The organism is Burkholderia sp. MS389 (genome assembly GCF_016899425.1).
GTDB lineage: Bacteria > Pseudomonadota > Gammaproteobacteria > Burkholderiales > Burkholderiaceae > Burkholderia > Burkholderia sola.
Genome location: NZ_CP045994.1, coordinates 3,429,350 through 3,443,361, shown reverse-complemented (window position 1 = coordinate 3,443,361; position 14,012 = coordinate 3,429,350). Strand labels below are relative to the sequence as shown.

Sequence of the window (14,012 nt, the reverse complement as noted above, 5' to 3'; positions counted from 1 at the left end):
TGCCTCCGATCCGTTGATCCGCTTCGCATTCTAGGGAGCCGGGGCGTCGCGCAAACGATGAATAGAGGGGGCCTTTGCCGCGTTATTCGCCCGATTGCCGGTTGCGTCCCGCGCCTACCATCGCTGTCATGGAAAAAAGCCTCTCGGGTCGCCATCCGGTGCGAGGGGCGTGCAGCGCTTCATACGGAGAGACGCACACATGCTGGACAAACTCGATGCGGAATTCGCGTTCGGCCGACAGGCGCTCGACGTGCGCGCCTATCGGCAGGAACTGCTGTCGTCGAACATCGCGAACGCCGACACGCCCGGCTACCAGGCCCGCGACGTCGATTTCGCGTCGACGCTCGCGCGCTCGCTGAAGCAGACGGGCGGCGGGCTCGCGCCCAGCAACGCCGCGCAACTGCCGATGGCGCAGCCGGCCGGCGTGACGAGCGGCATGTCGATGGTGTCGACGGCGGCGGGCCACATGGCCGGCACCGCGAAGCTGATCCCGACCGGCGGCCCGTCGGACGACTACGGCCGCGCGCAATACCGGATGCCGCTGCAGCCGTCGCTCGACGGCAACACGGTCGATCTCGACGTCGAGCGTGTGCAGTTCGCGAACAACGCGCTGCACTACGAAACCGGGATGACCGTGATGACCCAGCAGATCAAGGCGATGCTCGCCGCGATCACGACGAACTCGTAACGAACTCGTAAGCGCCGGCCGCTTCCGAATCCGGCACCCAGCACAAGGAGCCTCCATGCCTTCGTTGATGAACATCTTCGGCGTCGCCGGTTCGGCGCTGTCCGCGCAATCGCAGCGCCTGAACGTGACCGCGTCGAACCTCGCGAATGCCGACAGCGCGACCGGCCCCGACGGCAAGCCGTACAAGGCCAAGCAGGTCGTGTTCGCGACCGATCCGATCGGCGGCGCGCGCAGCGCGTCCGGCCAGGGGGTGGGCGGCGTGCGCGTGACCAAGGTGATGGACGACCCGTCGCCGATGAAATCGACCTACGACCCGGCGAACCCGTCCGCCGACGCGAACGGCTACGTGCAGATGCCGAACGTCGACCCGGTGCAGGAGATGGTGAACATGATCTCGGCGTCGCGCTCGTACCAGGCCAACGTCGAGACGCTGAACACCGCGAAGACGCTGATGCTCAAGACGCTGACGATCGGCTCGTAAGCCGCGCGCCGCCCGACCTTTTCCTACCGAGACCCGGACCGACAGTTCCGACAGAAGGCCACCCAGGATGACTTCCTCCAACACGACGATCGGCGGCAACGGCACCAACGTGTCGACGCTGCCGACCGACACGATGAACACCAACAACGTGTCGTCGACCAACGGCACGTCGGCGAGCGACCTGCAGGCGACGTTCCTGAAGCTGCTCGTCACGCAGCTGCAGAACCAGGATCCGACCAGCCCGGTGGACAGCTCGCAGATGACGTCGCAGCTCGCGCAGATCAACACGGTGAGCGGCATCGCGCAGCTGAACACGTCGCTCACGTCGCTGTCGACGCAGCTCGCGGCCGGCCAGCAGACGCAGGCCGCGCTGCTGATCGGCACCAACGTGCTCGCGCCGGGCAACAGCGTCGGCGTGAAGAGCGGCGCGGCGTCGCCGTTCGGCGTGTCGCTCGCGAGCGACGTGTCGAACCTGACGATCACCGTGAAGGACAAGACGGGCGCCGTCGTCAACACGATCAACGCGGGCAAGCAGTTGGCCGGCACCGTGCCGTTCAACTGGACGCCGACGGACGCGGCCGGCAACGCGCTGCCCGACGGCGTCTACACCGTGAGCGCGCAGTACACGGGCAGCGACGGCAAGACGTATGCGCCGACCGTGCTCGCGGCCGCGACGGTGCAGAGCGTGATCAAGCAGGCGGACGGCACGGCGGGGCTCGTGCTGTCGAACGGCACGACGGTGGGGCTCACCCAGGTTGCGTCGATCTTCCCGAACACGAAGTCGTCCTCGACCGGCGACACCACCACCAACTGATCGAGTTTTCTCGTCACGGAGAGCGAAATGGGTTATCAACAGGGTCTGAGCGGCCTCGCCGGCGCATCGAACGCGCTGGACGTGATCGGCAACAACATCGCGAACGCGAACACGGTCGGCTTCAAGTCGAGCACCGCGCAGTTCGCCGACATGTACGCGAACTCGGTCGCGACGTCGGTCAACACGCAGATCGGCATCGGCACGTCGCTGAACTCGGTGCAGCAGAACTTCGGGCAGGGCACGATCAATACGACGAACTCGTCGCTCGACGTCGCGATCAACGGCAACGGCTTCTTCCAGATGTCGAACAACGGCGTGACGACGTACTCGCGCGACGGCACGTTCCAGCGCGACAAGAACGGCTTCATCGTCGACGCGCAGGGCCGTAACCTGATGGGCTACGCGGCCAACGCGGGCGGCGTGATCAACACCGCGCAGACCGTGCCGCTGCAGGCGCCGACCAACAACATCGCGCCGACCGCGACGACCAAGATCACCGGCCAGTTCAACCTGAACTCGCAGGACACGGTGCCGACCAAGACGCCGTTCAGCGCGACCGACAACACGACGTACAACTACTCGACCGCGATCCAGGTGTACGACTCGCTCGGCGGCTCGCAGGCGGTCAACATGTACTTCGTGAAGTCGGCGGCCGGCACGTGGGAAGCGTACGCGGGCGTCCAGGGCGGCGCGACGACCGATCTCGGCACGATCACGTTCGATACGTCGGGCGCGATCAAGAGCACGACGACCGGCACGCCGGCCGCGCCGACCGCGTCGCTCGGCCAGTTCCAGTTCACCGTGCCGAACACCGACGGCTCGGCGACGCCGCAGGCGCTGACGCTGGACCTGACCGGCACGACGCAGTACGGCGGCAAGGACGGCGTGAACAATCTCGCGCAGGACGGCTACGCGAGCGGCAGGCTCACCACCTACTCGATCGGCAGCGACGGCAAGCTGACCGGCAACTACTCGAACGGCCAGACCGCCGTGCTTGGCCTGATCGCGCTCGCGAACTTCAACAACCCGAACGGGCTGGTGAACCTCGGCGGCAACCAGTACGCCGAATCGTCGGCGTCGGGCGTGCCGCAGGTGTCGGCGCCGGGCAGCACGAACCACGGCACGCTGCAGGGCAGCGCGCTCGAGAACTCGAACGTCGACCTGACCTCGCAGCTCGTCAACCTGATCACCGCGCAGCGCAACTACCAGGCGAACGCGCAGACGATCAAGACGCAGCAGACCGTCGACCAGACGCTCATCAACCTGTAAGCGCGGATAACCGGCAGCCATGGACCGACTGATCTATACGGCGATGACGGGCGCGTCGCAGTCGCTCGACCAGCAGGCGATCGTCGCGAACAACCTCGCGAACGCGTCGACGACGGGTTTTCGCGCGCAGCTCGCGACGTATCGCGCGGTGCCGATGAATTTCGGCGACGGCAGCAACATCGACCCGACGACGACGCGCACCTACGTGCTCGCGTCCACGCCCGGCGCCGATTACGCGCCGGGTCCGATCACGCGCACCGGCAATCCGCTCGACGTCGCGGTGCAGGGCGCGGGCTGGCTGTCGGTGCAGACGGCCGACGGCGGCGAGGCGTACACGCGCGCCGGCAACCTGCACGTCGACGAGAACGGCCAGCTCGTCAACGCGAGCAACCTGCCGGTGGTCGGCAACGGCGGCCCGATCTCGGTGCCGCCGAACGCGGAAGTGACGATCGGCAAGGACGGCACGGTGTCCGCGCTGATGCCGGGCGACCCGCCGACGGCGGTTGCGATCGTCGACCAGATGAAGCTCGTCAATCCCGATCCGGCCACGCTCACGCGCGGCAACGACGGGTTGTTCCGCACCGCCGACGGCAATCCGGCCGACGCCGACCCGAACGTGGTCGTCACGCCGAATTCGATCGAAGGCAGCAACGTGAACCCGGTGACCGCGATGGTCGCGATGATCGACAACGCGCGCGCGTTCCAGCTTCAGTCGAAGCTGATCCAGACGGCCGACCAGAACGAGCAGACGGCGAACCAGCTGCTCAATTTCAGCTGAGCGCCCGCGCCAGCCTACGCAGGAGACTGACCAAGTGAATCGTTCGCTCTACATCGCCGCGACCGGCATGAATGCGCAGCAGGCGCAGATGGACGTGATTTCGAACAACCTCGCGAACACCAGCACGAACGGCTTCAAGGCGTCGCGCGCGGTGTTCGAGGATCTGCTGTACCAGACCATCCGCCAGCCCGGCGCGAACTCGACGCAGCAGACCGAACTGCCGTCGGGCCTGCAGCTCGGCACCGGCGTGCAGCAGGTCGCGACCGAGCGCCTGTACACGCAGGGCGGCCTCACGCAGACCGGCAACTCGAAGGACGTCGCGATCAACGGCGCGGGCTTCTTCCAGGTGCTGATGCCGGACGGCACCAACGCGTACACGCGCGACGGCTCGTTCCAGACCAACGCGCAGGGCCAGCTCGTCACGTCGAGCGGCTACCAGGTCCTGCCGGCGATCACCGTGCCGCAGAACGCGCAGTCGCTGACGATCGGCAAGGACGGCGTCGTGTCGGTCACGCAGCCGGGTTCCAGCAACGCGGTGCAGATCGGTTCGCTGCAGATCGCGACCTTCATCAATCCGACCGGCCTCGAGGCGAAGGGCGAGAACCTGTTCGCGGAAACGACGTCGTCGGGCGCGCCGAACGTGTCGCAGCCGGGGCTGAACGGCGCGGGCGTGCTCAACCAGGGCTACGTCGAGGCGTCGAACGTGAACGTCGTGCAGGAACTCGTCAACATGATCCAGACGCAGCGTGCCTACGAGATCAACAGCAAGGCCGTGACGACGTCCGACCAGATGCTGCAGACCGTCACGCAGATGAAGAGCTAACCGGAACGTCCCGTCGCAGCCATGAAGCAGGTTCGCCTCCCCTCGTCAGCCACCGTCCGCGCCGCGTGCGCGGTCGCGGTGGCGGCGCTCGCCGGTTGCGCGCAGATTCCGCGCGATCCGATCATCCAGCAGCCGATGACGGCGCAGCCGCCGATGCCGATGTCGATGCAGGCGCCCGGCTCGATCTACAACCCCGGCTACGCGGGGCGGCCGCTGTTCGAGGATCAGCGCCCGCGCAACATCGGCGACATCCTGACGATCATGATCGCGGAGAACATCAACGCGACCAAGTCGTCGGGCGCGAACACCAACCGGCAGGGCAACACCGACTTCAGCGTGCCGACGGCCGCGTTCCTCGGCGGGCTGTTCGCGAAGGCGAACCTGTCGGCGGCCGGCGCGAACAAGTTCGCGGCCACTGGCGGCGCGAGCGCGGCGAACACGTTCAACGGCACGATCACGGTGACCGTCACCAGCGTGCTGCCGAACGGCAACCTCGTGGTCAGCGGCGAGAAGCAGATGCTGATCAACCAGGGCAACGAATTCGTGCGCTTCTCGGGGGTCGTCAACCCGAACACGATCTCGGGCGCGAACTCCGTCTACTCGACGCAGGTCGCCGACGCGAAGATCGAATACTCGTCGAAGGGCTATATCAACGAAGCCGAGACGATGGGCTGGCTGCAGCGCTTCTTCCTCAACATCGCGCCGTGGTGATGACGATGCAGCTACCCCTTTTCCACCGCCTGTCGCTGCGTGCACGCGCCGTCGCGCGGTGTGCCGCCGTCGTGCTGGCCGCGTGCGTGCTCGGCGCCGCGCCCGCGCACGCGGAACGCCTGAAGGATCTCGCGCAGATCCAGGGCGTGCGCGACAACCCGCTGATCGGCTATGGCCTCGTCGTCGGCCTCGACGGCACGGGCGACCAGACGATGCAGACGCCGTTTACGACGCAGACGCTCGCGAACATGCTCGCGAACCTCGGCATCTCGATCAACAACGGTTCGGCCAACGGCGGCCCGTCGTCGCTGAACAACATGCAGCTGAAGAACGTCGCGGCCGTGATGGTGACGGCCACGCTGCCGCCGTTCGCACGGCCCGGCGAAGCGCTCGACGTGACCGTGTCGTCGCTCGGCAACGCGAAGAGCCTGCGCGGCGGCACGCTGCTGCTCACGCCGCTGAAGGGCGCGGACGGGCAGGTGTACGCGCTCGCGCAGGGCAACATGGCGGTCGGCGGCGCGGGCGCCAGCGCGAACGGCAGCCGCGTGCAGGTGAATCAGCTCGCGGCCGGCCGGATCGTCGGCGGCGCGATCGTCGAGCGCGCGGTGCCGAACGCGGTCGCGCAGATGAACGGCGTACTGCAGCTGCAGCTGAACGACATGGATTACGGCACCGCGCAGCGGATCGTGTCCGCGGTCAACTCGAGCTTCGGCCCGGGCACCGCGACGGCGCTCGACGGCCGCACGATCCAGCTCGCGGCGCCGGCCGATTCCGCGCAGCAGGTCGCGTTCATGGCGCGCCTGCAGAACCTCGACGTGAGCCCGGACAAGGCCGCGGCGAAGGTGATCCTGAACGCGCGCACCGGCTCGATCGTGATGAACCAGATGGTCACGCTGCAAAGCTGCGCGGTCGCGCACGGCAACCTGTCGGTGGTCGTCAACACGCAGCCGGTGGTGTCGCAGCCGGGGCCGTTCTCGAACGGGCAGACGGTGGTCGCGCAGCAGTCGCAGATCCAGTTGAAGCAGGACAACGGCGCGCTGAAGATGGTGACGGCCGGCGCGAATCTCGCCGACGTCGTGAAGGCGTTGAACACGCTCGGCGCGACGCCCGCGGACCTGATGTCGATCCTGCAGGCGATGAAGGCGGCCGGCGCGCTGCGCGCCGACCTGGAGGTGATCTAAATGGCAGCCACGCTCCCCAACGCAAACGACCTCACGCAGCGCTTCGCGCTCGACGTGCAGGGTTTCGACGCGCTGCGCGCGCAGGCGAAGCAGTCGCCGCAGGCCGGCGCGAAGGCGGTCGCCGGCCAGTTCGACGCGATGTTCACGCAGATGATGCTCAAGAGCATGCGCGACGCGTCGCCCGACGGCGGCCTGTTCGATTCGCATACGTCGAAGATGTACACGTCGATGCTCGACCAGCAGCTCGCGCAGCAGATGTCGACGCGCGGCATCGGCGTCGCCGATGCGCTGATGAAGCAGTTGCTGCGCAATGCGGGCGCCAGCGCGGGCAGCGACACGGCGGCCGACGTCGGCGCGGGCGGCATGGGCGGCATGGGCGCCGGCGGCCTCGGCACGGCCGGCAACGAAGGCAGCCTCGCCGCGATGAACGCGATGGCGAAGGCCTATGCGAACGCGGCGAACAACGGCGGGCTCGCCGGCGCGCGCGGCTACTCGGCCGGCAGCGCGCTGACGCCGCCGGTCAAGGGCGCGAGCGGCGTGCCGAACGCGGACGCGTTCGTCGACCGGCTCGCGGCGCCCGCGCAGGCGGCCAGCGCGACGACCGGCATCCCGGCGCGTTTCATCGTCGGCCAGGCCGCGCTCGAATCGGGCTGGGGCAAGCGCGAGATCCGCGCGACCGACGGCTCGACCAGCTACAACGTGTTCGGCATCAAGGCGAACAAGGGCTGGACCGGCCGCACCGTGTCGGCGCTGACCACCGAATACGTGAACGGCACGCCGCGCCGCGTGGTCGCGAAGTTCCGTGCGTACGACTCGTACGAGCACGCGATGACCGATTACGCGAACCTGCTGAAGAACAACCCGCGCTATGCGGGCGTGCTGAGCGCGAGCCGCAGCGTCGAAGGCTTCGCGCACGGGATGCAGAAGGCCGGCTACGCCACCGACCCGAATTACGCGAAGAAGCTGATCTCGATCATGCAGCAGATCGGCTGACGGGCCCGCCCGCTCCCGGCTCGCCACCCCTTTTGGACCGCGCCCGGCACCTTGCCGCGCGCGGTTTCAACGTTTGCGAGAAATAAATCGCCGTTTCGATCTAAACTTTCGGTCAGCACTGCCGCTAAGTGTGAGAGACCTGCGACCGGGCCCCCGTTCTGGCCCGGTTTTATTGCGCACCGGTTGCCCCGGGCGCCCATGACAAGAAAGACCGGCTAGCCATGAATATCGAAACGTCGACGGACCCCAGCCTGGATGCAGGCCACTCCGGGCCCGACTATGCCCGCCGCAATCCGCTGGAAATCGGCGTGCAGCTGCGCAACCTGGTGAACCGCGGCGATTTCCTGACCGTCCAGTACCCGGGTGGCCAGCTCGTCACGCGTCTGCTCGAGGTCGACGTCGGCGAGCGGACGTTCACGTTCGACTGGGGCGCGCTGTCCGAGCAGAACGCCGGCATCCTCGGCGCGTCGCACTGCACGTTCGCGGCCGCGCCGGAGGGCGTGCGCGTCGAATTCACCACGGGCACGCCGCGCGAGACGCGCTACGAGGGGCTGCCCGCGTTCGTCGCCGATTTCCCCGACGTGCTGGTGTGCATCCAGCGCCGCGAATATTTCCGCGTCGACGCGCCGATCGTCGATCCGTTCCTGTGCCGCGGCAAGCTGCCGGACGGCGAAAGCTTCCTGTTCGAGGTGCACAACCTGTCGCTCGGCGGCGTGGGGCTGCGCACGGCCGACGAGCGCGTCGAGGCGCTCGAGGTCGGCACGCTGCTGCCGGACGTCGAGCTCGAGCTGACCGGCCACGGCAAGCTGTCGCTCGACCTGCAACTGGTGTCGCAGCGCTCGACGCAGATGCCGAACGGGTCGCGGCGCTACCAGCTCGGCTTTCGCTACATGTCGCTGCCGGGCAGCGCGGAGAACACGCTGCAGCGGCTGATCACGCAGCTCGAAATGAAGCGCCGCTCGCTCGCGCGGGCCTGACGCGCAGGCCCCCACGGGCCGCCCGCGCAGCGCCGCCGGCGCCTTGCGCCGGGCGCTTCCAGCGGCGACGCACGCCCGTGCGTCGGGCGTGCATTTTTTCCTCAATTTTTTCAATCCGCGGCCGTTATACCGGGAGTCACGCAACCCGGCGGCCGCAGCGCGGCCGGCTCATCAGGATCGCGCATGTCCAACACACTCATGAACCTCGGCGTCAGCGGCCTGAATGCCGCGCTCTGGGGCCTCACGACGACCGGCCAGAACATCAGCAACGCCGCGACGCCCGGCTATTCGGTCGAACGCCCCGTCTATGCCGAGGCGAGCGGGCAGTACACCAGCAGCGGCTACCTGCCGCAGGGCGTGAACACCGTCACCGTGCAACGGCAGTACAGCCAGTACCTGAGCGACCAGCTGAACGGTGCGCAGTCGCAGGGCGGCGCGCTGTCGACGTGGTATTCGCTCGTCGCCCAGCTGAACAACTACGTCGGCAGCCCGACGGCCGGCATCTCGACCGCGATCACGAGCTATTTCACCGGGCTGCAGAACGTCGCGAACAATGCGTCCGATCCGTCGGTGCGGCAGACCGCGATCAGCAACGCGCAGATTCTCGGCGACCAGCTGAAGGCGGCGGGCCAGCAATACGACGCGTTGCGCCAGAGCGTGAACACGCAGCTCACCAGCACCGTGTCGCAGATCAACACGTACACCGCGCAGATCGCGCAGCTGAACCAGCAGATCTCGGCGGCGAGCAGCCAGGGGCAGCCGCCGAACCAGCTGATGGACCAGCGCGACCTCGCGGTGTCGAACCTGTCGAGCCTCGCCGGCGTGCAGGTCGTGCGCAACGACAGCGGCTACAGCGTATTCCTCGCGGGCGGCCAGCCGCTCGTCGTCGCCGACAAGAGCTACCAGCTTGCGACCGTCACGTCGTCGTCCGATCCGAGCGAGCTGACCGTCGTGTCGCAGGGCATCGCCGGCGCGAATCCGCAGGGGCCGAACCAGGCGCTGCCGGATGCGTCGCTGTCGGGCGGCACGCTCGGCGGCCTGCTCGCGTTCCGCCGCCAGACGCTCGACCCGGCCCAGGCGCAGCTCGGCGCGCTCGCGACCAGCTTCGCCGCGCAGGTCAACGCGCAGAACGCGCTCGGCGTCGATCTGGCGGGCAAGCCGGGCGGCAACCTGTTCACGGTGACGAACCCCACCGTCTATTCGAATCAGGGCAACACCGGCAACGCGTCGCTGTCCGTGTCGTTCGCCAATGCGTCGCAGCCGACGACGAGCGACTACACGCTGTCGTACGACGGCACGAACTACACGCTGACCGACCGCGCGAGCGGGTCGGTGGTCGACCAGAAGGCGGGTCCGATGCCGGTCTCGCTCGGCGGGCTGAACTTCTCGTTCTCGTCCGGCGCGATGAATGCCGGCGACCAGTTCACCGTGCTGCCGACGCGCGGCGCGCTGACCGGCTTCGGCCTCGCGACCACGAGCGGCTCGGCGATCGCGGCCGCGTCGCCGGTGGTCGCGGCGGCATCGAAAACCAACATCGGCACGGCAAAGATCACGCAGGGCGCGGTGAGCGCCGGCTACCAGGTGCCGACGACGCCGACCAAGCTGACCTACGACGCGGCGTCGCAGTCGCTGTCGGGCTTCCCGGCCGGCACCACGGTGACGATCGCGGGCACCCCGCCGACCTCGGTGACGATCACGAGCCCGACCGACAGCGTGCCGTACAACGCGACGGCCGGCGCGAAGCTGACGATCAACAGCACCACGCAGCCGGCCCCGGCGGGCGTGATGAACGGCGTGACCGTCACGCTGTCCGGCGCGCCGTCGGATGGCGACACGTTCACGATCGGACCGTACGCGGGCGGCACGAGCGACGGCTCCAACGCACAAGCGTTGTCGCAGCTCGTCACCGCGAAGGCGCTCGGCGGCGGCACGACGACGCTGACCGGCGCGTATGCGAACTACGTGAACGCGATCGGCAACACGGCGAGCCAGTTGAAGTCGTCGAGCGCTGCGCAGACCTCGCTCGTCGGCCAGATCACGACCGCGCAGCAGTCGGTGTCGGGCGTGAACCAGAACGAGGAAGCGGCGAACCTGATGCAGTACCAGCAGCTTTACCAGGCGAACGCGAAAGTGATCCAGACGGCGGCGACGCTGTTCCAGACCGTGCTCGGCCTGTTCAACTGACCCGATTCGAGGGATAGAAGCGATGCGAATTTCCAGCGCCCAGTTCTTCCAGCTGAACGTTTCACAGATGAACGATCAGCAGGCGCAGCTCGCGCAGCTGTACCAGCAGATTTCGAGCGGCACGAGCCTGCAGACGCCGGCCGACAACCCGGTCGGCGCGGCGCAGGCCGTGCAGCTGTCGATGACGTCGGCGACGCTGTCGCAGTACACGACCAACCAGACCACCGCGCTCGCGTCGCTGCAGGCCGAGGACCAGGCGCTGCAGAGCGTGAGCAGCGTGCTGACCGGCGTGCAGACGCTGATCGTGCGTGCCGGCGACGGCTCGCTGGCCGACAGCGACCGCTCGGCGCTCGCGACGCAGCTGCAAGGCTATCGCGACCAGCTGGTGACGCTCGCGAACTCGAACGACGGGGCCGGCAATTACCTGTTCGCCGGCCTGAACAATTCGACGGCGCCGTTCACGGCCAGCCCGAACGGCAGCATCAGCTACGTCGGCGACTCGGGCACGCGCCAGGTGCAGATCGCCGATTCGAGCAGCGTGTCGCAGGGCGACACCGGTTCGGCGGTGTTCATGTCCGTGCCGTCGCTCGGCAGCGCGCAGGTTCCGTCGGCCGGCGCCGGCAACGTCGGCACCGGCGCGATCGGCGCGGTGACGGTGACGGACCCGTCCGCCGCGACCAACGATCACCATTTCGCGATCACGTTCGGCGGCACGCCCGCCGCGCCGACCTACACGGTGACCGACAACTCGGCCAAGCCGCCGACCACGACGCCCGCGCAGGCCTATACGTCGGGTGCGTCGATCGCGCTCGGCAGCGGGATGACGGTGGCCGTATCGGGCACGCCGAGCACGGGCGATACGTTCGCCGTGACGCCCGGCCCGCAGGCGAGCGGCGGCGCCGACATCTTCTCGACGCTCGACTCGATGATCGCGGCGCTGAAGACGCCGGTGACCGGCAACCCTGTCGCGGCCGTGTCGCTGAAGAACGCGCTGATGACCGGGTCGATCAAGGTCGGCAACACGATGCGCAACGTGACGACGATCCAGGCATCCGTCGGCGGCCGCGAGCAGGAAGTGAAGGCGATGCAGGCCGTCACCCAGACCGCGTCGCTGCAGACGACCAGCAACCTGACGGACCTGACCAGCACCAACATGGTCACGACGATCAGCCAGTACCTGCAGGTGCAGAACGCGCTGACCGGCGCGCAGAAGGCGTACGTGCAACTGCAGAACCTGTCGCTGTTCCAGTACATCAATCCGTGATGCACGCGGCGCCGGCTTCGATGTGAGCGCACGCTTACTTCGCGGCCGGTGCTTGCCGCTGCCAGCCGCGCATCGTGCGCGGACGGGCGCTTCGCCGGGGCCGCGCGGTCGCGCACCGGCTCTCTCGCGCGGCCTGCCGCGTTCTCGTTTGGCCGGCTCCGCCCGCCGGTTCGCTTGCCAGCCCCATTTCCGCTCCGTAAACTCGCGCCAGATTCCAGACCGGCGCATCCTTCGCAGCCGGCGACCGACGACCGACAGGAGCGCTTTTCCCATGTCCGATTCCTACTTCCCGCGCTGGCGGGTCCAATCGACCGGCGCGGCCTCGCGCGTGGTCGGCCCCGACGAGCGCCTCGCGTGGCCGCAGATGGTCGCGATGGGCGTGCAGCACGTCGTCGCGATGTTCGGTTCGACCGTGCTCGCGCCGTTGCTGATGGGCTTCGATCCGAACCTGTGCATCTTCATGTCGGGCATCGGCACGCTGCTGTTCTTCGTGCTGGTCGGCGGGCGCGTGCCGAGCTATCTCGGCTCGAGCTTCGCGTTCATCGGCCTCGTGATCGCGGTGACGGGCTACGGCGGCAGCGGCCCGAACCCGAACATTCCGGTCGCGCTCGGCGGGATCGTCGCGTGCGGCGTCGTGTACGTCGCGCTCGGCGCGCTGGTGCAGGCGATCGGCACGCGCTGGATCGAGACGCTGATGCCGCCCGTCGTCACCGGCGCGGTGGTCGCGGTGATCGGGCTGAACCTCGCGCCGATCGCGGTCAAGGGCGTGTCGGGCTCGACCTTCGAGTCGGTGATGGCGCTCGTCACGGTGCTGTGCGTCGGCGGCGTCGCGGTATTCGCGCGCGGGATGATGCAGCGCCTCTTGATCCTCGTCGGGCTCGTGATCGCGTACGTGATCTACGCGATCGCGACCAACGGCATGGGCCTCGGCAAGCCGATCGATTTCGCGATCGTCGCGCAGGCCGCGTGGTTCGGCGTGCCGAGCTTCCGCGCGCCGGTGTTCGATCCGCACGCGATGCTGATGCTCGCGCCGATCGCGGTGATCCTGGTCGCGGAGAACCTCGGCCACATCAAGGCCGTCAGCGCGATGACGGGCACCAATCTCGACCGCTACGTCGGCCGCGCGTTCATCGGCGACGGGCTCGCGACGATCGTATCGGGCAGCGTCGGCGGCACGGGCGTGACGACCTACGCGGAGAACATCGGCGTGATGGCCGTCACGCGGATCTATTCGACGCTGGTGTTCGCGGTCGCGGCGCTGATCGCGATCGGGCTGGGCTTCTCGCCGAAGTTCGGCGCGGTGATCCAGACGATTCCCGGCCCCGTGCTCGGCGGCGTGTCGATCGTCGTGTTCGGGCTGATCGCGGTGACGGGCGCGCGGATCTGGGTCGTCAACAAGGTCGACTTCTCCGACAACCGCAACCTGATCGTCGCGGCCGTCACGCTCGTGCTCGGCGCCGGCGACTTCTCGCTGAAGATCGGCGGCTTCGGGCTCGGCGGGATCGGCACCGCGACGTTCGGCGCGATCATCCTGTACGCGATCCTGCGCAAAGAGAAGGAACCGGGGCCGGTGGTGTGAGCGGGAGCGGGCGGTGCAATGCCGCCCGGCAGCGCGGGTTGACGGTACAAAAACATCGGGACCGCAGGTGTTCGTCCGAGACGTTCCAAGCGATGTCAGATCGGGCGGAAAATACTGGAATCAGCCATTTTGTTGGGCGTCTGTTTCTGGCTTCACATTCTGTAACGGTGTTGGATCTCAAGAGCCGGCCCTGGTCTCGATGGAGACGCTGGTCGGCGCTGATACGGCGCTCGCTCCGCACGACACGTTAGCATTCGTTCAATATTCCTG

Annotated in this window: 13 protein-coding genes; all 13 read left to right on the top strand. The window is 67.9% G+C overall.

Features of this window, described 5'->3' with window-relative positions; genetic code table 11:
- Positions 1-199: 199 nt before the first annotated feature.
- The 13 genes from flgB to GJG85_RS15940 all read left to right on the top strand — a co-directional run bounded on the left by flgB (position 200) and on the right by GJG85_RS15940 (position 13,742).
- On the top strand, positions 200-688 hold the full coding sequence (gene flgB / locus GJG85_RS16000) for a flagellar basal body rod protein FlgB (protein ID WP_050014261.1): 489 nt from the start codon (positions 200-202) through the stop codon (positions 686-688).
- 55 nt (positions 689-743) lie between these two features.
- Positions 744-1,169, top strand: coding sequence for a flagellar basal body rod protein FlgC (gene flgC, locus GJG85_RS15995; RefSeq protein ID WP_050014262.1), 426 nt, complete (start codon positions 744-746; stop codon positions 1,167-1,169).
- A gap of 67 nt (positions 1,170-1,236) precedes the next feature.
- Positions 1,237-1,983, top strand: a complete 747-nt coding sequence (locus GJG85_RS15990) for a flagellar hook assembly protein FlgD (RefSeq protein WP_204383463.1) — start codon at positions 1,237-1,239, stop codon at positions 1,981-1,983.
- A 27-nt stretch (positions 1,984-2,010) separates the two neighbouring features.
- Positions 2,011-3,252: a flagellar hook protein FlgE gene (flgE, locus tag GJG85_RS15985; protein WP_050014264.1), complete on the top strand. Its 1,242-nt coding sequence runs from the start codon at positions 2,011-2,013 to the stop codon at positions 3,250-3,252.
- Positions 3,253-3,271: 19 nt separating this feature from the next.
- Positions 3,272-4,030, top strand: a complete 759-nt coding sequence (flgF, locus tag GJG85_RS15980) for a flagellar basal-body rod protein FlgF (RefSeq protein ID WP_050014265.1) — start codon at positions 3,272-3,274, stop codon at positions 4,028-4,030.
- Positions 4,031-4,064: 34 nt separating this feature from the next.
- Positions 4,065-4,853, top strand: a complete 789-nt coding sequence (gene flgG / locus GJG85_RS15975; protein ID WP_006477564.1) for a flagellar basal-body rod protein FlgG — start codon at positions 4,065-4,067, stop codon at positions 4,851-4,853.
- A 21-nt stretch (positions 4,854-4,874) separates the two neighbouring features.
- On the top strand, positions 4,875-5,564 hold the full coding sequence (gene flgH / locus GJG85_RS15970; RefSeq protein ID WP_050014266.1) for a flagellar basal body L-ring protein FlgH: 690 nt from the start codon (positions 4,875-4,877) through the stop codon (positions 5,562-5,564).
- Between the two features lie 5 nt (positions 5,565-5,569).
- A complete protein-coding gene (locus GJG85_RS15965) occupies positions 5,570-6,745 on the top strand; it encodes a flagellar basal body P-ring protein FlgI (protein WP_050014341.1) in 1,176 nt (391 codons plus the stop codon).
- Positions 6,746-7,738, top strand: coding sequence for a flagellar assembly peptidoglycan hydrolase FlgJ (gene flgJ / locus GJG85_RS15960; RefSeq protein WP_089488897.1), 993 nt, complete (start codon positions 6,746-6,748; stop codon positions 7,736-7,738).
- Between the two features lie 221 nt (positions 7,739-7,959).
- Complete coding sequence (locus tag GJG85_RS15955; RefSeq protein ID WP_050014268.1) at positions 7,960-8,715, top strand: flagellar brake protein; 756 nt, start codon at positions 7,960-7,962, stop codon at positions 8,713-8,715.
- A gap of 183 nt (positions 8,716-8,898) precedes the next feature.
- A complete protein-coding gene (gene flgK / locus GJG85_RS15950; RefSeq protein ID WP_050014269.1) occupies positions 8,899-10,899 on the top strand; it encodes a flagellar hook-associated protein FlgK in 2,001 nt (666 codons plus the stop codon).
- A gap of 22 nt (positions 10,900-10,921) precedes the next feature.
- A complete protein-coding gene (flgL, locus tag GJG85_RS15945; protein WP_050014270.1) occupies positions 10,922-12,163 on the top strand; it encodes a flagellar hook-associated protein FlgL in 1,242 nt (413 codons plus the stop codon).
- A gap of 271 nt (positions 12,164-12,434) precedes the next feature.
- Positions 12,435-13,742 (top strand): solute carrier family 23 protein, encoded by a 1,308-nt coding sequence (locus tag GJG85_RS15940; protein WP_050014271.1) that lies wholly within the window; start codon positions 12,435-12,437, stop codon positions 13,740-13,742.
- Positions 13,743-14,012 lie beyond the last annotated feature (270 nt).